This is a genomic window from Synechococcus sp. MW101C3, from assembly GCF_002252635.1.
Classification (GTDB): Bacteria; Cyanobacteriota; Cyanobacteriia; order PCC-6307; family Cyanobiaceae; genus MW101C3.
This window is the reverse complement of sequence record NZ_NQKX01000010.1, coordinates 39,304-62,052: the sequence shown is the minus strand read 5'-3', so window position 1 is coordinate 62,052 and position 22,749 is coordinate 39,304. Positions and strand designations below refer to the sequence as shown.

Genomic DNA, 22,749 nt, shown 5'->3' with positions numbered 1-22,749 from the left:
AGATGCGCGTACACATGGCCCAGGCATGTTCGTGCTGAAGTTGCGGGATCCTGGAAGATCCAAGTCAGAGAAGCAAAGAAACGCTCGAATCAATAATCCACGCCGCGCTTGAGGTCCACGCCGCGCTCGGCGTAGTGCTTGTGGCAGACCATCTCTGAATGCACACTGGCCAGATCGAAATAGGCCGGTGGGTTCTTGCAGCGGCCCGTAATGATCACTTCCGTTTCGGCCGGCTTGCGTAGCAGGGTCTGAACGATCGGCTCCACCGGCAGCAATTCCAGATCCACAGTGGGATTCAGTTCATCGAGGATCACGGTTTTGTAGAGACCACTGGCGATCGCTGCCCGGGCGATCTCCCAGGCCCGCTCTGCTTCCACATAATCAATCGGCTGCTGCTGGCCGCGCCACACGATCGCATCGCGGCCTGAGCGCAGGTGATCCACCAGATGGGGATAGCTTTCCCGCAGCGCGGCAATGGCCGCATCTTCGGTATAGCCACTGCCGCCTTTGAGCCATTGCAGGATCAGCACCCGGTGGCTCTTGTCCTGGCTGATGCCACGCCCGATCGCCTGCAGCGCCTTGCCCAGGGCACTGGTGGATTTGCCCTTGCCCTCGCCGGTGTAGATCTCGATTCCGGTGAGCCGGCCGCCCTGATCCTCGTGGTGGTGGGCCCGCATCTCCGAGTGCAGGTCGGCCAGTTGCACCAACTGGGCCGGCGCCCCCCGGCCGGTGACGATCACTTCCATCCCTGCCGGTTTGGCCGCCAGGGTGCGCACTACCTCACCTGCCTCCAGCAGGCCCAGGTCGAGCACCGGGTTGAGCTCATCCAGCACCACCACGGAATAGAGCGCGCTGGCGATGGCGCCTCTGGCGATGTCCCAGCCGCGCTGCGCTTCCTGCCGGTCGAAGGCCGTGGCCTCTCCGGCGGTGAAGAAATCGCCGCGGCCGGTGCGCACCTGATCGATCAGATGGGGAAAGCCCTGTTGCAGGGCTTCAATGGCCGCGTCCTCGTCGTAGGAGCGTCCCGGGCCTTTCAGAAAGCGCAGCAGCAACACCCGCGTGCGTTTCTGTTCGCAGATTCCCAGACCGATGGTGCGCAGCACCACCCCGAGGGCCGCCTGGCTTTTGCCCTTGCCTTCGCCGTCGTAGACGTGCAACTGGCCGTGGCTGCGCTCACTGCTGCCTGCGGCCGTGCGGATCCCTATGCCCCGGCCGTTGCTTGTGGTCGCTGCCATGGCTCAGGCTTCTACGATCAGATGCTAACGATCGGCAGCGACTGGAATGCCTTCACCAGCACTGCCGTTTCAGGCTGCCGGAGGCGCTGCTGCCCCGGCCCTGCACCGCCTGCTGGAGTGCCTGCCTGCCGAGCTGTGCACCCAGCTGGAGCGGTTGCGCGCCCGATTGCAGGGTTTCGGGGCTGTGGTGGTGGCCTATTCCGGCGGTGTGGACAGCGCCCTGGTGGCAGCGGTGGCGGCCGAGCAGCTGGGCGAGGAGGCCCTGGCGGTGACGGGTGTTTCCCCCGCCTTGGCCCCCCATCTGCTCCAGGAGGCCCGCCAGCAGGCGGCCTGGATGGGCATCCGCCACCAGGAGCTGGCCACGGCAGAGCTGCAGGATCCCGCCTACTTCCGCAACCCCGTCAACCGCTGCTACGCGTGCAAGAAGGAGCTGCACGGTGTGCTGGCGGAGCAGATCGCCGCCGGCCGCGGCCTGCAGGTGGTGGATGGTGTCAACCTCGATGACCTCGGGGATCATCGCCCCGGGATCGAGGCGGCCCGGGAGCATGGGGTGATTTCACCGCTGGCGGAGCTCGGTATCGACAAGGCGGGCGTGCGTCAGATCTCGAGAGCGCTCGGTTTCCCCTGGTGGGACAAACCTGCCCAGCCTTGCCTCTCCTCAAGATTTCCCTACGGAGAGCCGATCACAGCGCTGCGCCTGGAACGGCTGGCGCGTGCCGAAGAGTGGTTGCACCGCCGCGGGGTGCGTGAGCTGCGGGTGCGGGTGCAGGGGGAGACGGCCCGCATCGAAGTGCCCGCCGATCAGCTCGATTCCTTCGTGACCCGCCTGCCGCGACAGGAATTGGTGGACACGTTCCTGGGGCTGGGCTTCACCGCTGTGAGCCTGGACCTGGAAGGGTTGGTGAGCGGCAAGCTGAACCGCCAGCTGCCCGGCGCCGCAATGGGCCGGGGCTGAACGGGACCAGGCAAACGCACGGTCAGTTTCCAGGCAGCGCCCACACCCAGGCCGAGCCACGGCAAGACGATGGCCAGAGCACAGGCCGATCTACTGGCCAGGCCTGTGTCAGAGCATGGCCAGACGCGAAAAAGGTGGGCAGGGCACTGAATGCCCGCCCACCTTGCATGGCCCTCTTGGTGTGCCCCGGAACGGATCAGGCGGCGGGCACCGGTTCGCGGATTCCGTCGGCGATCGAGGCGGGCGTTTCCCGCCGGAAGCTCTTCAACTTCCGGCGTGTGGCTCCGAGCTCCTGGCCAAGCACTTCACAGGCCCGCTCTGGCATGGTGTGGTCACCGCAGGTGAACACGTCCACAGCCGCGTAACCGGATTCCGGCCACGTGTGAATCGAGATGTGGGATTCGGCCAGAAGAGCAAGCCCCGTAACGCCCTGCGGTTCGAACCGATGGGTGATGAGGTTCAGGAGAGTGGCGCCAGCACGTTTCGCTGCTGTGGTGATGGCGGTCCTGAGGAAGGCTTCGTCATCGAGCTTCTGCGGGTTGCAGTCGTAGAGCTCGAGGATGCAGTGTTTGCCCACCATGGTTTCAGGTGAGCTGGCCACGGGTTCAGCCGGGGCAGGAGAGGCGGGGTGCTTAGGGCTCTTGAGGCTTTGGGCTCCGTTCCATCCCGGGTTGGGGTGGAGGCAGGGCAGGGTCTGGGTCATCGAATCTGTACAAACAGCAATGCATCCTAGTGCCAGGTTCAAGGGGGGGAGTGGATCGCCCCCGCCACGATCCCCACCCGCTGCGAGCCTGCGGCCCAGCGATCGCTGAAACCTTCCAGATGGGTGGCGCTCACCAGGCACTGATGCGCCTCGCCCACGGCTTCAAGCAAAACCTGCTGGCGGGTGGGGTCGAGCTCGGCGAGCACGTCGTCGAGCAGCAGCAGGGGCGGATCGCCGCAGAGCTGCTGCACCAGCTCCAGCTCGGCCAGCTTCAGTGCCAGCACCAGGGTGCGCTGCTGGCCGGCCGAGCCGTAGCGGCGTGCCGCCTGATCGCCGAGCAACAGCCCCACTTCGTCGCGGTGCGGCCCCACCTGACACTGGCCCAGCCGGCGTTCCTCCTGGCGTTGACGCTGGAGCTGCTCGATCAGGGCCTCCCGCCACAGGGCCTCCTCCTCCTCTCCCTCCAGCACGCTGCCGGGCTGATAGCGCAGCTCCAGCCGTTCCCGGCCCCCACTCAGCCGGGCCTGCCAGGCGGCCGCGAGCGGTTGCAGGCGTGCCAGCGCCCGGCGCCGGCGCCGGTGCAGTCGGGTGCCCACCACCGCCATCTGCAGGTCGAAGGCATCGAGCAGGGCCTCCCGCTCCGGTCCTGAGAGGCCACCGCGCCAGAGGCGGCTGCGCTGCCGCAGCAAGCGGGCGTAGCGGCTCAGCAGCTCGGTGTAGACGGGCTCGAGCTGCAGCACCACCCGGTCGAGCCATTGGCGCCGCAGGGCCGGTTCGCCGCGTACCAGGTGCAGATCGAGGGCACTGAAGCCGACGCAGCGCAGCGGACCGATCAGATCGTGCTGACGGCTCAGGGTCTTGCCGTTGCGCCGTGCTGTGCGTCCGCCCCGCTGGCGCAGCTCCAGTTCCAGGGCGTCGCTGGCGCTGGCCGCACCCTGGTGGTTCGGCGCCGCCGGTTCATGGCAGAAGCCGCGCACGCTGGCGTGGGTTTCGCCGTGCTGGATCAGGTCGAGGTCGCTGCCGGTGCGATGCGAGCGCAGGCTGCCGAGCAGTTCCACCGCTTCCAGCAGATTCGACTTGCCTTCGCCATTGGCTCCGATCACCAACAACCGTGGGGCTTCGATCTCCAGCTCCAGCCGGGCGTAATTGCGGAAGTGCAGCAGCTCCAGGCGATGCAGCCGAATGGGTCTGGGGCGGCTTGCGGCTAAGGTAGGCCGAGTGGTGAGGGCGTTGTCTTCCCATCAAGGTCAGCAGGTTTTGCCTGTTCACCCACGTGATCCGGCCCACAGCGCCGTACACGGGCATGTAGCTCAGCTGGATAGAGCATCAGATTCCGGTTCTGAGGGTCGGGGGTTCGAATCCCTCCATGCTCGCTTCATTCATTCACTAAGGCGACCCTCCCTCACACCAGTGGCGGGTGTCACTCGGCCATTGGCCGCGATGATGCCCCGTCGCCGGCGGGGGCCGGCGCCTCCACCTCCGCCTTGAGGCCCAGACCCATGGCGCGGATGCCACCGGGATCCACCAGAAACCCATAGCGGCGCAAGGCTGGCAAGGCCTCCGGTGGGGCCGCCACCGAGATGCTGCAGCCGCTGAGCTCACGGCGCAGGCGGGAGAGGGCGGCATGCACCAGCACGGTCAGCACCGCTTGCTGCTGTTCGTCGCCGGGGGTGGCTGCCAGGTCCCAGAGGTTGGCGTTCAGCGCCTGATCGCTGGTGGCGCGCACGAAGCCCACCAGCTCGCCGGCGGGGTTGCGCACGCTCAGCTGCCAGGCGCTGCGCAGGAGCACCTGCGCCAGCTTGGCCTCACTGCGCTGCGGTTCGCCGCAGGCCATCAGCAGGAGGTTCAGCTCACTGGGGTGGGGGGAGGGCTCACTCTCCAGGACGTACCCATCAGGGAGACGCGGCACGGCCGGTTGGTTGCGAAACGGGATCAAGCAGCGTTCAACCCGTGTTGCGCATGCCGGCGGCGATGCCATTGATCGTGAGCAGGGCGCCGCGCAGCAGCTCACTGCGGCTGTAGGTGCGCCCATCGGTGGCGGCATCGCTGGCCACTTCACTCATCGGCGGCTGGCGGTGCTGGTCGCGCAGGCGGCGCAGCAGGGCCACCTGCAGGAAGCCCAGCGGAATGATCGTGCGGTTGCGCAGATCGACCGAGAGCTGCAGGGCCGGATCACCATCCAGCAGGCGGGTGTGGCCGGAGATCTTCAGCACCAGATCCCGGGTGAGCGTGAACTCGGCGGCGATCACCTCGAAGATGCGCTCGAAGGCGTCGCGGTGACTGGGCCGGCCCAGAGCCTGCACGTAGTGATGGGCCAGGTCGAGATCCACCTTCGAGAGGGTCATCTCCACCTTGGAGATCAGCATCCGGAAAAAGGGCCAGCGCTGGTAGAGCAGCTTCAGCAGCTCCAGCTGGTCGGGGTCGTGCTCCAGCTCCTCCTGCAGCGCCGCCCCCACACCGAACCAGCTCGGCAGCAGGAAGCGGCTCTGGGTCCAGCCGAACACCCACGGGATGGCCCGCAGGCTGGACAGATCCTTGGCGCCGCTCTTGCGGCGGGCCGGCCGGCTGGAGATCTGCAGCTTGCTGATCTCCTCGATCGGGGTGACCTGCTGGAAGAACTCCACGAGGTCGGGGTTTTCATGCACCAGCTTGCGGTAGTGCTGACGGGAGCGGGCACCGAGGCGGCCCATCAGCTCGTTCCAGGCGGGGGTGTCATCGAGGCTGCTGCTCACCAGGCTGTTCTGCAGCACGGCGGTGGTCATCGTCTCGAGGTTGTAGAGCGCCAGCTCGGGCAGGGAATACTTCGAGGCGAGCACCTCGCCCTGCTCGGTGATCTTGATGCGGCCATTCATCGTTCCGCTCGGCTGGGCCAGGATCGCCTGGTAGGCGGGGCCGCCGCCGCGTCCCACCGAGCCGCCGCGGCCATGGAAGATGCGCAGCGCCACCCCGTGCTGCAGCGCCAGCCGCTGCAGGCCGATCTGGGCCTTGTGGATCTCCCAGTTGCTGGAGAGAAAGCCGGAATCCTTGTTGCTGTCGGAGTAGCCGAGCATCACTTCCTGCAGGGCCCTGTCGGCTTCGCCATTGCTGGCGAGCAGCTGCAGGTAGAAGGGTTCGCTGAACAGCCGCTCCATCACGGCCGGGGCGTGCTGGAGGTCTTCGACCGTTTCGAACAGGGGCACCACCAGCAGCGAGGTGCGCACCGCCTTGGGATCGACCAGCCCGGCCTCCTTGGCGAGCAGCAGCACCTCCAGCAGATCGGAGGCCGTGTGCGACATCGAGATCACGTAGCTGCGGCAGATGCGCGTGCCGAACTCCCGCTGCAGCCGCTCAAGCATGCGGAACACCGCGAAGGTTTCGGCCGTGGCCGGGCTCCAGACGGCGGCGGCGGGCAGCAGCGGCCGCCGCGTCTGCAGCTCCTGCAGCAACCAGGCGACGCGCTCGTCCTCGGCCATCTCGCCGTAGGGCACCGGCAGCTGGAGGTAACGGCTCAGTTCGTCGAGGGCATCACTGTGGCGGGTGCTCTCCTGGCGGATGTCGAGGGTGGCGAGGCTGAAGCCGAAGATGTGCACCTGGCTCAGCAGCTTGCGCAGCGGCTCACAGCTGAGCCCGGTGGTTTCGAGGCTGTCGCGCAGCAGCTCCAGATCGGTGCGCAATTCATCCACGGAGGCGTAGTGGAGGTCTTGCGGGGCGCTGGCGATCGGCCCGGTGCCGATGGTGAGAGCCGGCGGGAAGGAGCCGGCATCGCAGGGGGCCTCCCAACCCGCCTCCGCCAACTGCTGGTTGCGGCGGTGGGTGAGGCGCAACCGCTCCAGGGTGTAGCTCAGCTTCAGCCGGTAGGGTTCCAGCCGGTAGCGGGCAGCCCGTTCGTCGTAGATCTCGGGGAAGCGCAGCCGATCCATCTCCAGGGATTCCAGCAGCGGAGCGCTCACCTGGCTCCACTGCATCGAGATGCTGAGTTGATCGCGCAGGTCCTGGACGGCGCTGATGTAGCGCTCGATCATCAGCTGCCGCTGATAGCAGGCAGTGCGCCAGGTGATGTCCGGCGTGACCGAGGGGTTGCCGTCGCGATCAGCTCCCACCCAGGAGCCGAAGGTGCAGAAGGCGTCGCGGGGGGGCTCCACATCCGGGTAGCTGCAGCCCAGGGCGCTGTGGATGCGCTGGCGCAGCAGCGGCATGGCGTCGAACAGCACCTGCTGGAAGTAATGCAGGGCGTAGTCGACTTCGTCGAGCACCGACGGCTTGAACTGGTGCAGCTCATCGGTGCGCCACCACAGCCGGATCTCCTCCTCCAGCTGCAGCCTGAGGCTGCGCTCGTCGTGCAGATCGCTGGGGCTGTTCACTTGTAGCCGGTGGATCAGGCTCGCCACCCGCCGCTGCTTGTGCCGCACGGTGTGGCGCACGATCTCGGTGGGGTGGGCAGTGAACACCAGGCGGATGTCCAGTTCGCGCAGCAGGTTTTCCAGCTGGGCAGGGGGCACGTTCAGCCCCCGCAGGCGGGTGAACAGCTCGCGGAAGGTGGCCGGATCGGTCTGGCTGGCGAGCGGCGGCGCGAACGGATCGGGGATGGGGTTGGTGGTGCCCTCCTGGAGGCTGGCCAGGTAGCTGTCTTCCTCGATGTGTTGCTCGAGGATGTTGACCAGCTGGAAGTAGAGAGAGAAGGCGCGGGCCGCGGCGATCGCCTCCGCCAGGTCCATGTCCCTGATCAGCTGCACGATCGCTGCGCTGGTGGCGCTGGCCGTCAGGGCATTGGCGGGATCGCTGAGATCCTTCATGCGCAGCAGCCGTTCCGCCTGCTCGGGCGGGCACTCGCTGCGCAGCACGGTTTTCCAGAGGTCTTCCACCAGCTCCAGCCGCTCACCGAGCAGCCGGGTCACCCGCGGGGCAGGCTGCGCCAGGCCGGCCTCCATGACGCCGTCTTCGCGCATGGGTGCAGGGGCGGACAGGGACTGCCGCATGAGGACGGAGCCAGCAGAGGACGCTCCCATGATCATCCCAAAGGGTGCAGGGCTTCTGTGTTGAGCGGTGCCGGATCCCACGTGCGTTCTTGCTCTTCCATCCAGACCACCTCGCGGCTGAGGATCGCCTCGATCGATTCGCCCTGCCGGTGCAGCGCCAGCCAGCGGATCGCCTGGTTGCCGTCCCGCAGCACCGCCTCCAGCGGCAGCAGCCAGGGGGCGAGGCCGCTGCGTTCGGCCAGGGGCCACAGCGCATCGATCTCCCGCCGCAGCCAGGCGCGAGCCGTGATCGTTTCGCCGCTGCGCCAGTCGCACAACTCACTGTCGAGGCTCCGGCGCGCGGCGGCCTGATCGTTGGCATCGGCCAGCTCCGCCAGGGCGTCGGGGCTGAGACGGCTGGCGAGCAGGGGGTCGTGGGCGTCGGGGTCGTCGAGCAGCTGCCACAGGCGCAGCTCGGCGAAGGCGGTGATCGCCAGCAGCAGCCGGGGATCGCTGATCAGATCACAGATCCGGATCTCCACCCGGTTAAGCCGGTGGGGACGGTCGTCGCCGTTGGGCCGCACGGAGGTCCAGAGGTGGCGGATGTTGCGCATCGTTCCCGCCGCCAGCTGCTCTTCCATCCAACGGATGTAGTGCCCGTGATCGAGAAACAGGGGTACCTGCTCGGGGGTGAGCGGAAACTGCAGCCATCGCTGCGAATGGGCGCCGGTGGCGACGCCATCGAGGAAGGGGCTGCTCGCACTCAGGGCCAGCAGCAGCGCCGCCTCGCAGCGCAGCAGCCGGCAGGCGGCGAACAGGGGATCCATCGACGTGAGGCCCAGGTTGATGTGCACGCTCGCGGTCACCACCCGGGTGCCGTAGGCCGAGGCGATGAAGCCGTGGTACGGGTTGCTGGGGTCGGAGCGCTCGAAGCGCCGGCTGTCCCCCAGGCTCAAGGTGCTGCCCGGCAGCAGGGTGAGGCCGCGGTCCTGCAGCCAGTGCCGCAACCGTCGGCGGGGCTCCAGCAGCAGCGCCAGCTGGCGGGCGTAATCGGCGTCCGGTTCGGTGATGTATTCGAGATTGCGGTGATCCGGTTCGGTCACGAAGCCGCTGAGGGCCGCGGCGGCCTCAGCCGCCACCCCCACCACACGGCCGTCGGAGCGGCCGGTGAACAGTTCCACCTCGAACCCCTTGGTCAGCAGGGAGGCGCTCATGGCCGTTCCTCGCCGAGGCAGGCCAGCGCCTTGAGCAGGCCGCGCGCCTTGTTCAAGGTTTCCTCGTACTCACTGGCGGGCTGGGAATCCGCCACCAGGCCGGCTCCCGCCTGCACCTGCACCCGCCAGCCGCCGTCCGGGTGGGGCAGCACCACCATCGTGCGGATCGTGATCGCGGTGTTGAGCGCACCGCTCAGGTCCATGGCGCCGTAGACGCCGGAGTACGGGCCTCGGGCATCGGGTTCAAGGGCATGAATCAGCTGCATCGCCCTGATCTTCGGGGCGCCACTCACGGTGCCGGCGGGGAAGGAGGCCTTGAGCAGGTCCCAGATGTCCTTGCCAGCGGCGAGCACGCCCTCCACCTGGCTGACGATGTGCATCACGTGGGAATAGCGCTCAATCACCATCAGCTCCGTGACCTTGACGCTGCCAGGTGCGCAGACCCGGCCCAGGTCGTTGCGACCGAGATCCACGAGCATCACATGCTCGGCCCGTTCCTTGGGATCGGCCAGCAGGTCGCGCTCGAGCTGCTGGTCTTCGCTTTCATCGGCGCCGCGGGGGCGCGTGCCGGCGATCGGCCGCAGCGAGGCCTTCACCCCTGCCGCCATCGGCTCGGCCTTCACCATCACCTCGGGGCTCGAGCCGATCAGGTGCCAGCCGCCGAAGTTGAAGAAGGCCATGTAAGGGGAGGGGTTCACCATCCGCAGGCTTCTGTAGATGTCGAACGGATCGCGGTGCATGCGGGTTTCCAGCCGCTGGCTGAGCACCAGCTGGAACACATCGCCGGCGGCGATGTGCTCGCGGGAGGCCCGCACGGCGGACTCGAAATCCTCCCGGCTGCGGTTGCTGGAGGTGGGGAGCGTCCTGGTGGGCTCCGATTCCCAGCGCAGCGGTAGGACGCTGCTGGGCAGCGGAGCATGCATGCGGGCTTCCAGCGCCGAGATGCGCTCCACTGCCGCCGCGTAGGCCTGCTCGGGATCGCCCCCCTGGCTCAGGTCGGCGTAGGCCACAGCCGTGATCTGCCGCTTCACCTGGTCGAACACCAGCAGGCTGTCGGCCAGCATCCAGCAGCCATCGGGCGGGCCATGCGGATCGCAGGGATGCACCGGCACGCTGGGCTCGATCCAGCGAATCAGCTCGTAGCCCCAGAAGCCGAACAGCTGCCCCACCGGCGGCAGGCCGGGGATCGGGCTGGTATGGAGGCCGGCCAGGCCGTCGCGCAACAGCTCGAAGGGGTTGCCTTCCAGCGGCTCGCAGCGCCCATCACGCCAGAGGCGCTCGGCGCTGGCACCACGCACCGTGAGCGTCCAGAGGGGATCGGTGGCAACGAAGCTCCACCGCCCCACCCGCTCGCCGCCCTCAACCGACTCCAGCAGCACCCCATGGCTGCTTGTGGTGCCCACCTTCAACCAGGTGGTGAGAGGCGTTTCGAGGTCGGCTGGCCAGCGGTCCCACAGGGGGATGAAGGTGCGGCCTGAGCTGGCCTGAGCGAGAAAGGCGTCGCGATCGGGAAAGGGCATCGGGCCTACGGCCGGGCAAAAAAAACGGGGCCACCGGCCCCGCCTTTCTAAGTGTTGTTTGCGCGAGGGATCAGCGCAGGTCAGAGCTTCAGCTGTCGAAGGTGTTGCGGCCCGAGAACTTGATCGAGGAAGGGTCGGGGTTCTGGCCGATGCGGCGGGCGTTGTGGTTCACCATTGGGCGGCCTTCGTTGACCTTCTCGGGGAACACACCATCTTTCGGGTGCAGATACTCGGTGTCACCGCCGGGGAAGATACGGTAAACCTTGTAATCCTCAATTCTGGGTTTGAACTTGGTGCGCAGCTGAGTGCCGAGGGCGAGGCACTGTTCCTTGCGGGCGAAATACATGATGTTCTCCCCTTCGTTCATCTCGGCGGCACCACCGGTGGGCAGCTCGAAGGGCTGGGATTTGGAGCTGGTCCAGGTGATCGCGTACTTCTCCTCAGTTTCAGCCGAGTTGAGCAGACCGCCGGTGCTGCCGATGTACTTGGGAAGTTGACCGCTCAGCGCCGTTGCTGTCATGGCTGTGGGGGGAGGGGAGTCTGCAGGGGTCTGAGGGTTGCTCAGAAGCCGTCCGCCGACCATTTCGGCTGGAAGCTAGCACTGTCATTTCAGCCAGACCGTCTCTCGGCGCCTGGTCTTCACACCCGTCAACAAAGTCAGGCGGGTTCGCGTGGCGGAGGCGCGGTCGCCCCCTGGTTGGCGAGGGGAAAGAACACGGTCAGGCCGCTGCCGGAGCGTTCGGTCAACCGGCCCCCCAGGCTGCGGAAGAGGTCCTGAGTGGCCTGCCGGCTGAGCTGCAGGCTGCCGGTAAGCGGATCCCAGCGCAGCACCGGTCCGACGGTGGCGGTGGATCCCCGCCCCCCGGACTTGTCTCCGTCAGGCTCACGGCCGCCGCCGGCTTCATCGCAGCTCAGCTGCAATTTCAGCCGTGATCCCGCCGGTTGCAGGCGGATCCGCACGGTGGTGCCCCCCGGCAGGCTGCGGCTGAAACGGTCGATCAGGCCGCCCAGCATCGTTTCCAGGCGGCTCGGATCGCTGAGCACCGGTGGCATCGCCTCGGCCACCTCAAGCTGCAGCGTCAGGCCCCGCCGTTCCAGCTGCCGCTGCCAGAGCCCTGCCAGCTGGTGCAGCAGGGCCGCCAGATCGGTGCGGGCGAGCTGTTGCTGTTGCCGCGGCTGACGCTGCAGCTCGGCGGCATGGAAGATCAGACCGAAGCGATCGATCTGTTCGCTGCATTCGCTGTCGATCTGCTGCAGCCGCTGCTCCACCACGGCGGGCAGGTCGCGGCGCCGCAGCAGGGAGCGGATGAGGGTGCGGATCGTGGCCAGGGGCGTGCGCACCTCATGGGTGAGGGCTTCCAGCAGGGCCAGCTCGCTGGAGCGTTCGGCCTGGTGATCGTTGCCGGCTCCCGTAGCCACCAGCGGCTGAAGCGTGACACTCGGCGCCATGGCGGCCAGCTGTTCCCCCAGCCGCGGCCAGAAGCGCAAGGCCATGCCCTCGTCGCTGCGCAGCTGGCCCAGCCGCTGCAGAGCGCTGCGCAATTGCAGACCCGCCTGCGGAGCCGTGTCCTGAAGCCGCTGGTCCACCAGTTGCAGGGCGGCCGAGAGGGTGGCGGGATCGAAGCGCAGCACAAAGCGGCGGCGCGGGGGCTCACCCTCCAGGGCCATGGCCACCTGCAGGTCGGGGGTGATCAGCAACAACAGCGGATCGGTGCCGTCGTCGTCCCGCAAGATCAGGCGTTCAAAGGCGGCGGCCTTCCCTTCCGCCGCCGCCGGGACGGCGCCGCGCGGATCCGGAAGCAGTGCAACCGGCGGCTGCAGCAACGACCCCACCGCCGCCGGGGTCCAGACCCATCCCTGCAGCTGTTGCAGCAACGCTGGCTCGTAGAGAGCCGGCAGGGGCGAGGCCAGCCAAACGCCGCGAAGCGGCTGGAGCGCGGGCAGGAAGTCGTTCTGCAAGGTGGCCAGGGCCGCCCACCATTGCCGGCGCACGCCGTCCTCGTCGGCGCGCCCGGGCGGCACCCCTTCGGCCAGCCTCTGCCTGATCTGCGCCAGGCTCGGGGAGGTCACCAGTGGCTCTGCTGGTGGCGGCTGTGGCGGTTCACCGAGGCGCAAAGCCCCAGCGCCAGGAAGTTCACCAGCAGGGAGGAACGCCCGTAGCTCATCCAAGGAAGCGGGATGCCGGTGACCGGCCCCAGCCCGATGGTCATGTTGATGTTCACCACCACCTGGAACAGAACCATGGCGCCCACGCCGATCACCACCAACGACTCGAAATCGGTGCGGGCCTTGCCGGCGATCTGCAACAGGCGCCACATCAGCACACCGAAGCCGAGCAGCAGCAGCATCGCGCCCACGAAACCGAGCTCCTCGCCGAGGGCGCTGAAGATGAAATCCGTGTGCTGCTCGGGGATGAAACGCAGTTTGGTCAGCTGACCGTGCATCAGGCCGGTGCCCCAGAGCCCGCCGGAGCCGATGCCGATCTTGCTCTGAAGCAGGTGGTACCCCCCACCGAGGGGATCCTTGGATGGATCGAGAAACAGCACCAGCCGGTCGCGTTGGTAGGCCTTCAGCCCATGCATCCAGAGGTAAGGGGTGATGGCCGCAAACAGCCCCTGCACCGCCAGGGTGATCGCCACGCCGATCCAGCGCCACGGCAAAGAGCGGTAGGCGATCAGGCCCATGAGCGGCACCCAGATCCCGAGCGCCGGTGGGAGTGTGCCGGCCAGGATCGCTGCCACCAGCGGTGACAGCAGCAGCACCACCCAGCCCAGCGGCATGCCGGCCCAGAACATCATCACCAGCAGAACGGCGGCGAACACCAAAGAGGTGCCCAGGTTGGGTTCCAGGAACACCAGGGTCCAGGGAATCAGGAACACCCCGGTGGGCCTGATCAGATCCACCGGTCGCTCGATCGGGTAGCGCGACAGCACACCGGCGAGCAGCAGGATCGCGCCGAGCTTGGCGAACTCCGAAGGCTGCACGTGAAAGCCGCCGATGTTGATCCAGCGCTGCGCCCCGAGGGCGTAGGTGCCGATCAATCGCACGCTGATGAGGCTCACCACGGTGAGGCCGTAGATGGGCAGCAGCAGCGCCCTGAGCCGCTCCAGCGGCACCCGAGACAGCAGGGCCGCAAGCACCAGGCCCACCCCTCCGGTGATCCAGTGCTGATACCAGTCGGCGAATTCGGCCTGGCGCTGGGTGCTGGCGATCAGGATGCCGGCCAGGAAGGTCATGGCCAGGGGGATGCCCCACAGCACCAGATCGATCTCCTGAAACGGCGATCGCCGTTGGGGCCGCCGCGCCGAGAACATGCTCTGCCGCCCTTTGGGCAAGCCCATCACGCTCAGGCCGGGGTCAGGCTCGGGCTGGAGAGGCTGTGCGCCAGGGCGCGGAAGGCCTGGCCCATGGCGGAATCCGGCCGGGCCACCACCACCGGCAACCCCTGATCACCGGCCTCCATCACACTCATCTCCAGGGGAAGTTCCGCCAGCAGGGGCACCTCGGCTTCGGCGGCCAGGGCGGCGCCGCCACCGCTGCCGAAGATCGCGTAGCGGGTCTCCGGCCTGTCGGGAGGAATGAACACACTCATGTTCTCCACCACGCCCAGCACCTTCACCCCCATCTGCAGGAACATCGCCAGGCCGCGGCGCGCATCCTGCAGCGACACCTTCTGGGGTGTGGTGACGATCACCACGCCGGCCATGGGCACGGCCTGGGCGAGGGTGAGCTGGGCGTCGCCGGTGCCGGGTGGCAGGTCGACCACCAGCATGTCGCGTTCGCCCCAGTTCACCTGATACAGAAACTGGCGGATGATGCCGTTGAGCATCGGTCCACGCCACACCACCGGCTGGTTTTCCTGGATCAGCAAGCCCATCGACACCAGGCCGATGCCGCAGGTGTCGATCGGTGTGAGCACCTGCTGGTCGCCGCTGCCGCTCACCTCAGGGGTGCGGTCGGCCACGCCCAGCATGGTGGGGGCATTGGGGCCGTAGATGTCGGCGTCCAGCAGGCCCACCTTCAGGCCGCTGGCGGCCAGGGCGCAGGCCAGGTTGACGGCCACCGTGCTCTTGCCGACACCGCCCTTGCCGCTGCTGACGGCGATCACCCGCTTCACCCCGGGGATGCCCTGGCGCTCGGGCAGCTGCCCCGGGGCCGCCGAGGCGCCATGGCCATGGCCGTGCCCCGCGCTGGAGGCGGGCTGGGCCAGCTCGATCTGGACGTCGTCGATGCCATCAAGCGCCAGCAGGGCTGCCCTCGCGGCGCTGGCGATCTGCTCGCGCTGGCTGGTGGCGTAGCCGGGAAGGGCGAGTCGGAACAGGGCGCGGTTGTCCTGGGTGCGCACCTGGCTGATCCAGGCCAGTTCCAGCAGGCTGCGGCCGGTGCCCGCGTCGCAGAGGGCCTGAAGGGCTTCGCGTGCCTGATCGGCGGTGGCCATCCGGCTGACTGGGCAAAGAGGGTGATCTTAGGCGCCGCTCCCATGACAGACCCTCTCGAAGGCTTGTCTGGCGGGGCGACAGGCTGGAATGGTGTTCAGGTATCGGGCGCCGTTTGCGGCGAAGAGATTGGTGGCGGAGCAGGGAGTGGCCAGGCAGGGCGGGCCGGAGCCGGTGGGAACCCAGTCCCCCGGCCCCGCGGGCACAGCGACGGCCCCCGGGCCAGAGGGCACGGCGACGCCACCCCCCGCGGATTCACGCCAGCGCGCCAGACAGTTGCTGATGGGCCTGCAGGACAGCATCTGCGCGGGACTGCAAGCCCTGGACGGCGAGGGAACTTTCAAGGAGGAAAGCTGGGAGCGCCCCGAAGGCGGGGGCGGTCGCTCGCGGGTGATGCGCGAGGGCCGTGTGTTCGAGCAGGGCGGTGTGAACTTCTCCGAGGTGGAGGGTGACAACCTTCCCCCGTCAATCCTCAACCAGCGGCCCGAGGCCAAGGGGCAGCACTGGTTCGCCACCGGCACCTCAATGGTGCTCCACCCCCGCAACCCCTACGTTCCCACCGTCCACCTCAACTACCGCTATTTCGAGGCCGGCCCTGTGTGGTGGTTCGGCGGCGGCGCCGACCTCACCCCCTACTACCCGTTCCTGGAGGACGCGCGCCATTTCCACGGCACGCTCAAGGCCGCCTGCGACAGCGTCGACCCGGCCTATTACAGGGTGTTCAAACCGTGGTGCGACGAATACTTCCACCTGAAGCACCGAGGCGAGACCCGCGGCATCGGCGGCATCTTCTACGACTACCAGGATCCGGGCGGCATCCTCTACAAGGGGCAGGATCCAGCCGGCCCTGCCGCTGCCGTCAGCAAGGCCCTAGGGCCCTGCAGCCACGGCTGGGAGCAGCTGTTCCGCCTGGCCGGAGCCTGCGGCAATGCCTTCCTGCCCAGCTTCATCCCGATCGTGGAGAAGCGCAATGGCCTTCCCTACGGCGAGCGAGAGCGGCAGTTCCAGCTCTACCGGCGCGGGCGCTACGTGGAGTTCAACCTGGTGTTCGACCGCGGCACGATCTTCGGCCTGCAAACCAACGGCCGCACCGAGTCGATCCTGATGTCGCTGCCGCCGCTGGTGCGCTGGGAATACGGGTATGTGCCGGAGCCCGGCAGCCGCGAAGCGCTGCTCACCGAGCTGTTCACCCGCCCGCAGGAGTGGCTCAGCGATCCATCGCTGGAGGAACGCTGCCGACCCCGACAGGCTGTGGACTGAGCGGAGCCGTCCCGGGCCCGCCAGGACTGGGCGTGAGACCCGTCTCGATGGCCTGCACCACCCGGGCGGCGATGGCCTCCAGAGTGGCCTGGCGCCGGTAGGGGTCGCGCAGCGCGGCTTCCAGGGGCCCTTCCAGCTTGCCGATCTCAAGGATGGCGATGCCGCGCCGGGGCGCCCCCAGCCCCTGGCGGAAGCGGGCCGGAAACCCGCCGAAGGCACCGGCCAGTGCTTCGTCGAGGCGGCTGAGCGGCTGCTGCAACGGGGGGATCAGGCCGGAGCCGAATCCATCGGGGCCGTAGGCATCGAAGTGGATCTCGACCGCATAGCCGCCGCGGCGCACGTGCTCGCGGCCCACACTCCAGTTGGTGCGGGGATCGTCGCCGTTGACGATCGTGCGGAGCGGGGGGTCGTAGAAGCCGATCGCCAGACCACGCTGCTGGCCGAGCCGTGCCACCTCCTGGGCCACCGCCAGGTTCCAGAAGAGCTCGTCGCGGATCTCCGCCTGCATCGGGGCCGCCCCGAACAGGGCCACGGCCTCACCCGGTGTGCCGGCGCCGGCGATGCCCTGGGAGTCGGCGTGGCCCGCCAGCACCAGGACCGGCGTGCCGGGGGGGAGCGTGCGGGTGCCCACCCAGTCTTTGCTGAGCCGGGTGCGGGGACCGGTGAGAGGATCATGGCCGGCCAGGGCCGCCGGCACCGGCAGCGTGGTGGTGATCACCAGCGCCAGCAGGCCGAACCGGGGCAGCAGCGATCCGGGCCAGCGCGTCGGGGCGAGGCAGTGCATGGGGATCAGATCGGGGAGCTGAGCAGGGCACCGTCGCTGGCCAGCTGCAGGCGGGGGCCCATCTCCAGTTCCAGGGCGATCAGTTCATCGCGGTGGGCCCGCAGCTGCAGGCTGCTGCCAGAGGCCTCATCGCCGCTGATCAGACGCAACTCGACCTGCTCCTGCCGGTTGGCCCGCCGCCGGTAGACCACCCCCGCCAGTGGGCCTGCCGCCACCAGCAGCAGCGGCCAGCCGCCCAGCACCGGCAACAGCTGACGCAGCACCAGGCCGAGGCAGGCCCCCCCCACCGCCGCCAGCAGGGACAGCAGCAGCGCCAGATTGGTGCTGGCGGCCACGGTGCCCTGGAAGCGAAGCACCCGCCGCTCGGCATCGCCGCTGTCGGTGCGCCAGCCGCGCTGCAGCAACCATTGGCTCAGGCCCTCCAGCACCTCCACCGGCGGGCGGGGCGAGTGCACCTCCACCACCGTGGTGCGGTCCTTGCTGGCGGCCCGCAGGAAGAACACCAGCCCGATCGCCAGCAGAACGGTGAGCAGCAGGGTGGAGCCCAGGGCAGGGGGCATGGGGAGCGGGCCGTGTGTGGCGGCCATTCTCTCCCAGTCCCCCGGCGGGCGACGATGACGACCGTCGCTTCGCCTTCGATGGGTTCCTCCGCCTCCGCACCCGCCCGCTTCGCCGTCTTCGATGGCGACCTCGACGAGGAATGGCTGGGGCTGTATGCCGCCGCGCCCGCCCTGGCGGTGGATACCGAAGCCATGGGGCTGGTGCACGGTCGTGACCGCCTCTGTCTGGTACAGATCGCCGACGACGAGGACAACGTCTGCTGCATCCGCATCGCCCGCGGCCAGAAGGCGGCGCCGCGTCTGCAGCAGCTGATGGAAAGCCCCACGATCGAGAAGGTGTTCCATTTCGCCCGCTTCGATGTGGCGGCCCTGGGGGAAGGGCTCGGCATCGCTGTGGCGCCGCTGTTCTGCACCAAGGTGGCCAGCCGCCTGGCCCGCACCTACAGCTCCCGCCATGGCCTCAAGGAGGTGGTGCAGGAGCTCGTGGGTGTGGAGCTCGACAAGCAGGCCCAGAGCAGCGACTGGGGACGGGTGGAGGAGCTCGATGAGGCCCAGCTGGCCTATGCGGCCAACGATGCCCGCTACCTGCTGCCCGCCTACCGCCGCCTGAGCGCGATCCTGGAACGCGAAGAGCGCCTCGAGCTGGCGCAGCGTTGCTTTGCCTGCATCCCGGTGTTCGCCGACCTCGACCGCAGCCGCTTCGGCTCCGTGTTCGAGCATTCGGCCCAGGGTCGCTGAGGGTTCGCACGCCCAGGGCCGATGAAGGGCTGCCCGCACAAAGCCGTTGAGGCGCCCCACGACCAAGGTCGCTGAAGCCCTATCCGCCCAGCGCCGGTGACGTTCAGTCCTCGTCGAGGAAATTAGATTCCGAAGGCTTGGCCACCAGCAGCTCATCCAGCAGCCGGCCCTGGCTGATGGCATCGGCGCGCGCCGCCTCGATCAGTCGCTCGGCGATCACCACTCTTCCGGCGGCATCACGCACCTCCTCCCGTGCCGCCTGCAGATCCACCCGCCGCCGGGCGGAGGAGATGCTGATGCCCAGCAGGGTGGCCAGGTTGCCGGTGGCCACCGCATAGGCCCGATTGGGCGGAACTGGCATCAGGGGGGTGCGTAGGGAGTTGACCCCATCCTCGCCTCAGCCCCGGCCCCCTGCCAGCAGCTGGCGTTCGAGCAGGGCCGCCAGTCGCTCGCTGCCGCCGGCGCTGCCCATGCGGCGCCGGCCGATCTGGCCCAGCCGGCGGATGCCGACTGGATCCTGCAGCAGCTCCCTCAGGCGACGGGTCAATGCGCCAGGGCTGGCGCACACCTGCACCGCTCCCCCCAGCAGCCGGCTCTGCCGGCGCGCGAAGGCCCGCTTGAACTGCGGGCCAGGACCCGGCAAAGACAGGGCTGGCAGGCCGAGCCCCACGAGTTGCTCGGTGGCCGTGCCCGCCGTGGCCAGGCCAAGCTCTCCCCACCCCGCCCAGCGCGGAAAGCAACCCCGGCCCAGCAACAGCACCATCGCGCCCCGCCGCCAGGCCTGATCGGCGCCGCTGCCGCCGGGCACGGCTACAGGCTGGAAGCCATGCGCCCGCAGCGCTGGCCCGAGCTGCTCCGGCGCCGGGGTGGCACCGATCGGGCAGAACACCAGCGTGTCGTGCTCTGCAGCCAGCCCCTGAAGGGCAGAAAGAAGCCGCTCGAAGTTGCGGATCGCTTCCGGCAGACGACTGCCGCACAGCAGCACCAGCCGCCGGCTGGAGGCCAGAGCCGCCGGCAGGGCCGTGGGTGCCAGCCCATCCATCATCGGGTTGCCCGGAGCCAGGGCCGGCACCCCATGGCGGCGCAGCCCCCGGGCGGTGAGCCCATCACGGACCGCCACCAGCCGGCAGCGCCGCGAGCCCATCAGCGCCCACTCCCAGGGATCCCACTCGCTGCCTTTGCAGCGGTGATAGCCATCGGCCAGGCCGTTGTGGCCCGGGCCGCTGCGCCAGGTGTAGTCGCTCTTGGGGGTGCCGATGAAGGCGAACGGTGCCCCGCTGCTCCAGGCCAGGGCTAGGGGGAGCAGGTCTCCCACCGCGAGCAGGGGCTGGTGGGTGCGCCCCCAGCGGCGCACCGTCTGCAGGTGGCCCCAGCTGAGCTGGGGCAGGCCGGCGACGAGGTCCTGAACCAACCCCGACAGACTCTGGTTGCTGAAGCCGCCGCTGGGCAGCCGTTGGCGGGGGCCGATGCGCTGCAGGGCGCCGGCGGCTTCGGCCGCGGCAAAGCACTGCCCTTCTCCCACCAGGGGCAGAACGCACACGTCCAGGCCCGGCTGCCGCTGCTGCAGGGCCTCGATCACCTTGAGCGCGATCAGATCCTCCCCATGCCCGTTGCTCAGGACCAGCAGACGGGAGGGCATGCCGTGGCTGATACGATCCGGTCCAGGGAGTTTGCTCCCCCATGCGGCGGCATGGCCAAGTGGTAAGGCAGAGGATTGCAAATCCTTTACCCCCAGTTCGAATCTGGGTGCCGCCTCTTTATTCAGTCAACCGTTAGCTCCTCGCCCCGCCATGAGGCGTGGGGGCCCGGGGCTTCGGCAGAGTGCACGTCACTGGCGCGGTAGCAGCGTCGTCAGAAGCTGGCCTGCGCTTGCCAGCGCTCTCCGCTGAAGGATGTGCCTTCGCAGCTCAGTTGCAGTTGCTCGACCTTGCAGCGGCCCCGCACCGGCCAGGCCTTCGGCAAGCTGGTCGCCAGCCCACGGCCGTCGAAGCCGCTTTCGCTGATGCTGCCGATCTCCGTTTCGATCGGCCCCTGCAGGCGGCAACGGCCCTGACGGCATTGCAGCGGCTGGCTGCCCGGCGTCAACACCCCCGCAAACGTGAGCTGGTGGCTCACTGCCTCCGCTTCCGGCAGGAAGAAGCGGATGCTGAGCGACCCACGGGCGCGTTGTTCCAGCTGGATCGACGTGCAGGCCACTGCCGGCGCCTCCGCCAGGTTGGCGCGGCAGGTGTCGGGTGCTTTGCGCAGCCGGCCGAAATCGTCGCCCGGCTCAGCGGCTCGGACGACCGAAGGGAAGGAACCGCCCAGCGGGGCGGCGGCGAGTAACGCCAAGGAGAGACGGGCCGCCCAGCGGCCCGCCACGTTCAAAGGAGTTTGCACGGCTCAGGGGCGGGATGAACCCCATTGTCTGTGCTGATCTCCGGGGGAGCGGCCGGAGCAGAAGTGCCGGCCAACGCGTGGATCAGTAGCCGGAATCGGCCACGCAGGACCCCTGGCAGGCGATCCCGTTGCTGGCGGTGCGCCCGCAGTGCTGGCACAGCACCGGTTCGGCAGGGGTGGAATCAGCCACGGCCACGGGAGGCTCGGGGCTGGGCTCGGGCAACCGGCCGCCTGGCTGCATGACGCACTACAGCAACGAACCACGATCATGGCCACCAGGCCGTGGAGAACGTGGAGCCATGCAGGAGCGGAGTTCCTCCCTCGAGCCTGCTGCACCGGCAGCGGCGGTCCCAGCCATCGGCGTGGGCACCTGGGCCTGGGGCAACCAGTTTCTGTGGGGCTACCAGCCCGAGCGGCACGACGCCGAGCTGGAGGCCACGTTTCAGCGGGCGGTGGCCCAGGGCTTCCGGTTCTTCGACACCGCCGACTCCTACGGCACCGGCCGGTTCACGGGCCGCAGCGAAACCCTGCTTGGCCGCTTCGCTGCGGCCCTGCCACCCGGCGAGCGGGAGGCGTTGTGCCTGGCCACCAAACTGGCCCCCTTCCCCTGGCGGCTGGGCCGCGGCGGTTTCGGGCGTGCCTTCGATGCATCAAGCGAGCGCCTGCGAGGCAAGCTCGACCGGGTGCAACTGCACTGGAGCACCGCCCGCTACGCGCCCTGGCAGGAGGGGCCCCTGCTCGACGGACTGGCGGATCGGGTGTTGGCCGGCGCTGCCACCAGCCTGGGGGTGTCGAACATGGGCCCGCAGCGCCTGCGCCGCGTGCACCGGCACCTGGCCGAGCGGGGGGTGCGGCTGGCGAGCCTGCAGGTGCAGATCTCGCTGCTGGCACCTGAGGCCCTGGCGCCGGGGGGCGTGGCGGACTGTTGCCGCGAGCTCGGCGTCGAGCTGATCGCCTACAGCCCGCTCGCCCTGGGGCTGCTCAGCGATCGCCACCGGGCTGGCGAGAGCTGGCCGGCCGGCCCTAGGGGTGTGTTGTACCGCCGCTTATGGCCACGGATCACCCCGTTGCTCGAGGCGATGCGGGCGGTGGCCCATGCCCGTGGGGCCCAGGTGGCAGAAGTGGCGCTGAACTGGTGCCGCGCCCACGGAGCCATGCCGATCCCCGGCCTGCGCACGCCGGCACAGGTGGATGGAGCAGCGTCAGCGCTGGCCTGGCAGCTCAGCGCTGCTGAACGCCACGAGCTTGATGGGCTGGCACTGGCCCTGCCGGTGCGCATGCCGGCCAATCCCTTTCAGAGCGCCTGAACCCAAGCGCTCCAGAACGGCGGGCGATGGATGAACAGGCGCCCTGGGGGCTTACGCCGGGGAGGCATCGGGTGTGAGCACCACCGGCATGGCGGCAGGCCGGGTGACGCGCACCAGCACCGGGGCGGAGCGTTCCTCCGATTCGTCCTCGTCGGCGATGTCGTCCGCTTCAGCCAGAGCGGAGCCGTCGTCGCCGCCGCAGGCGGCCATCGCCTCCTGCAGGAGGGAATCGAAGGTTGAACCTGGCAGCCGATGGCGAGCCATCTCCAGGAAGGTACGGGCCAGGGATTCGCCCACGGCGGCGCGCAGGGCGGGGTTGTTGCGGCGCTGCTCGAGCTCTTCGGTAAGGGCCTGAATGAAGCGCTCGGTCACATCCCGTTTGGTGCCGGCCCGGATCACGGTTTCCTGCTCCAGCGGGCTGAGCGAGGCCTGCAGTTCAAGTTCCTTGAGGCGGTTGTTGAGACTCTCGAGGATGTCGCGGGCTTCCTTGAGCACGTGGCCCAGCTGGCCATCCGAGAGGCGCGGTAGATCCGCCACATACACCTTGCCGTAGTCCCTCAGGGTGAGAAAGGTGGGGCGGATCGGGGGTCGGGAGAAGCTTTCGCCGTGGCGACGAGGCGGCACGGGAGCCAGAGGAGGAGCGGAGCTGCGGCGACGGGTGATGCGACCGGGGTTGGGAATCATGGACAAAGGGAGTTATCGACGAAGACGTGGCTCCTGCTGG

Annotated in this window: 22 protein-coding genes and 2 tRNA genes; 6 read left to right on the top strand and 18 right to left on the bottom strand. The window is 68.6% G+C overall.

Annotated features, from left to right (window positions below; translation table 11 throughout):
* Positions 1-89 precede the first annotated feature (89 nt).
* Entirely contained in the window at positions 90-1,235 is a 1,146-nt protein-coding gene (locus tag CJZ80_RS13265) for a cob(I)yrinic acid a,c-diamide adenosyltransferase (protein ID WP_094514202.1), read from the bottom strand.
* Between the two features lie 46 nt (positions 1,236-1,281).
* On the opposite strand from CJZ80_RS13265, the gene larE reads away from it, so the two are divergent.
* Positions 1,282-2,190: an ATP-dependent sacrificial sulfur transferase LarE gene (gene larE, locus CJZ80_RS13260; RefSeq protein ID WP_094514199.1), complete on the top strand. Its 909-nt coding sequence runs from the start codon at positions 1,282-1,284 to the stop codon at positions 2,188-2,190.
* 196 nt (positions 2,191-2,386) lie between these two features.
* On the opposite strand, the gene speD is transcribed toward larE, so the two are convergent.
* Together speD and recF are read right to left on the bottom strand one after the other, a co-directional pair.
* On the bottom strand, positions 2,387-2,893 hold the full coding sequence (gene speD / locus CJZ80_RS13255; protein ID WP_094514196.1) for an adenosylmethionine decarboxylase: 507 nt from the start codon (positions 2,891-2,893) through the stop codon (positions 2,387-2,389).
* Positions 2,894-2,931: 38 nt separating this feature from the next.
* Entirely contained in the window at positions 2,932-4,056 is a 1,125-nt protein-coding gene (recF, locus tag CJZ80_RS13250) for a DNA replication/repair protein RecF (RefSeq protein ID WP_233133112.1), read from the bottom strand.
* Positions 4,057-4,192: 136 nt separating this feature from the next.
* Between recF and CJZ80_RS13245 the strand changes: the two genes are divergently transcribed.
* Positions 4,193-4,266, top strand: a tRNA-Arg gene (locus tag CJZ80_RS13245).
* Between the two features lie 47 nt (positions 4,267-4,313).
* On the opposite strand, the gene CJZ80_RS13240 is transcribed toward CJZ80_RS13245, so the two are convergent.
* From CJZ80_RS13240 to CJZ80_RS13205, 8 genes are all read right to left on the bottom strand, one after another.
* Positions 4,314-4,871, bottom strand: coding sequence for an N-acetyltransferase (locus CJZ80_RS13240; RefSeq protein WP_198948318.1), 558 nt, complete (start codon positions 4,869-4,871; stop codon positions 4,314-4,316).
* Positions 4,837-7,884 carry a phosphoenolpyruvate carboxylase gene (gene ppc / locus CJZ80_RS13235; RefSeq protein ID WP_369803084.1) on the bottom strand — a complete coding sequence of 1,016 codons (3,048 nt, stop codon included), beginning with the start codon at positions 7,882-7,884 and terminating at the stop codon, positions 4,837-4,839. Before ppc ends, CJZ80_RS13240 begins: the two co-directional genes overlap by 35 nt.
* A complete protein-coding gene (gshA, locus tag CJZ80_RS13230; RefSeq protein ID WP_094514180.1) occupies positions 7,881-9,041 on the bottom strand; it encodes a glutamate--cysteine ligase in 1,161 nt (386 codons plus the stop codon). Before gshA ends, ppc begins: the two co-directional genes overlap by 4 nt.
* Positions 9,038-10,561: an anthranilate synthase component I family protein gene (locus tag CJZ80_RS13225; protein ID WP_094514177.1), complete on the bottom strand. Its 1,524-nt coding sequence runs from the start codon at positions 10,559-10,561 to the stop codon at positions 9,038-9,040. The genes gshA and CJZ80_RS13225 overlap by 4 nt, the downstream gene beginning before the upstream one ends.
* A gap of 88 nt (positions 10,562-10,649) precedes the next feature.
* On the bottom strand, positions 10,650-11,081 hold the full coding sequence (locus tag CJZ80_RS13220) for a photosystem I reaction center subunit II PsaD (RefSeq protein WP_094514174.1): 432 nt from the start codon (positions 11,079-11,081) through the stop codon (positions 10,650-10,652).
* Between the two features lie 137 nt (positions 11,082-11,218).
* The gene (locus CJZ80_RS13215) at positions 11,219-12,631 is read right to left on the bottom strand and encodes a sensor histidine kinase (protein WP_369803082.1); all 1,413 of its coding nucleotides are present in this window, start codon (positions 12,629-12,631) and stop codon (positions 11,219-11,221) included.
* Complete coding sequence (gene rodA / locus CJZ80_RS13210; RefSeq protein WP_369803080.1) at positions 12,628-13,902, bottom strand: rod shape-determining protein RodA; 1,275 nt, start codon at positions 13,900-13,902, stop codon at positions 12,628-12,630. The genes CJZ80_RS13215 and rodA overlap by 4 nt, the downstream gene beginning before the upstream one ends.
* A 5-nt stretch (positions 13,903-13,907) precedes the next feature.
* Positions 13,908-14,999, bottom strand: coding sequence for an Mrp/NBP35 family ATP-binding protein (locus CJZ80_RS13205; RefSeq protein WP_094514169.1), 1,092 nt, complete (start codon positions 14,997-14,999; stop codon positions 13,908-13,910).
* 172 nt (positions 15,000-15,171) lie between these two features.
* Here CJZ80_RS13205 and hemF point away from each other — a divergent pair, with 172 nt between their 5' ends.
* The gene (gene hemF / locus CJZ80_RS13200; RefSeq protein ID WP_255374181.1) at positions 15,172-16,257 is read left to right on the top strand and encodes an oxygen-dependent coproporphyrinogen oxidase; all 1,086 of its coding nucleotides are present in this window, start codon (positions 15,172-15,174) and stop codon (positions 16,255-16,257) included.
* Here the strand turns inward: hemF and CJZ80_RS13195 are convergent.
* Positions 16,205-17,041: a dehydrogenase gene (locus CJZ80_RS13195; protein ID WP_094514163.1), complete on the bottom strand. Its 837-nt coding sequence runs from the start codon at positions 17,039-17,041 to the stop codon at positions 16,205-16,207. The two genes, hemF and CJZ80_RS13195, sit on opposite strands and share 53 nt — an antisense overlap.
* Positions 17,042-17,046: 5 nt before the next feature.
* Positions 17,047-17,601: a cofactor assembly of complex C subunit B gene (locus CJZ80_RS13190; RefSeq protein ID WP_094514160.1), complete on the bottom strand. Its 555-nt coding sequence runs from the start codon at positions 17,599-17,601 to the stop codon at positions 17,047-17,049.
* Positions 17,602-17,679: 78 nt separating this feature from the next.
* On the opposite strand from CJZ80_RS13190, the gene CJZ80_RS13185 reads away from it, so the two are divergent.
* The gene (locus CJZ80_RS13185; protein WP_094514157.1) at positions 17,680-18,339 is read left to right on the top strand and encodes a ribonuclease D; all 660 of its coding nucleotides are present in this window, start codon (positions 17,680-17,682) and stop codon (positions 18,337-18,339) included.
* A gap of 103 nt (positions 18,340-18,442) precedes the next feature.
* On the opposite strand, the gene CJZ80_RS13180 is transcribed toward CJZ80_RS13185, so the two are convergent.
* Together CJZ80_RS13180 and CJZ80_RS13175 are read right to left on the bottom strand one after the other, a co-directional pair.
* A complete protein-coding gene (locus CJZ80_RS13180) occupies positions 18,443-18,700 on the bottom strand; it encodes a hypothetical protein (RefSeq protein ID WP_094514153.1) in 258 nt (85 codons plus the stop codon).
* A 36-nt stretch (positions 18,701-18,736) separates the two neighbouring features.
* A complete protein-coding gene (locus CJZ80_RS13175; protein WP_094514149.1) occupies positions 18,737-19,978 on the bottom strand; it encodes a lipid-A-disaccharide synthase-related protein in 1,242 nt (413 codons plus the stop codon).
* Positions 19,979-20,023: 45 nt separating this feature from the next.
* Here CJZ80_RS13175 and CJZ80_RS13170 point away from each other — a divergent pair.
* A tRNA-Cys gene (locus tag CJZ80_RS13170) sits at positions 20,024-20,094 on the top strand.
* 96 nt (positions 20,095-20,190) lie between these two features.
* On the opposite strand, the gene CJZ80_RS13165 is transcribed toward CJZ80_RS13170, so the two are convergent.
* Positions 20,191-20,718: a hypothetical protein gene (locus tag CJZ80_RS13165; RefSeq protein ID WP_144037039.1), complete on the bottom strand. Its 528-nt coding sequence runs from the start codon at positions 20,716-20,718 to the stop codon at positions 20,191-20,193.
* Positions 20,719-20,800: 82 nt separating this feature from the next.
* Positions 20,801-20,959 carry a hypothetical protein gene (locus tag CJZ80_RS15370; RefSeq protein WP_158217486.1) on the bottom strand — a complete coding sequence of 53 codons (159 nt, stop codon included), beginning with the start codon at positions 20,957-20,959 and terminating at the stop codon, positions 20,801-20,803.
* A gap of 58 nt (positions 20,960-21,017) precedes the next feature.
* Between CJZ80_RS15370 and CJZ80_RS13160 the strand changes: the two genes are divergently transcribed.
* A complete protein-coding gene (locus CJZ80_RS13160; protein ID WP_094514140.1) occupies positions 21,018-22,025 on the top strand; it encodes an aldo/keto reductase in 1,008 nt (335 codons plus the stop codon).
* Positions 22,026-22,076: 51 nt separating this feature from the next.
* Here CJZ80_RS13160 and CJZ80_RS13155 read toward each other — a convergent pair whose 3' ends face one another.
* Entirely contained in the window at positions 22,077-22,709 is a 633-nt protein-coding gene (locus CJZ80_RS13155; RefSeq protein ID WP_094514137.1) for a hypothetical protein, read from the bottom strand.
* Positions 22,710-22,749 lie beyond the last annotated feature (40 nt).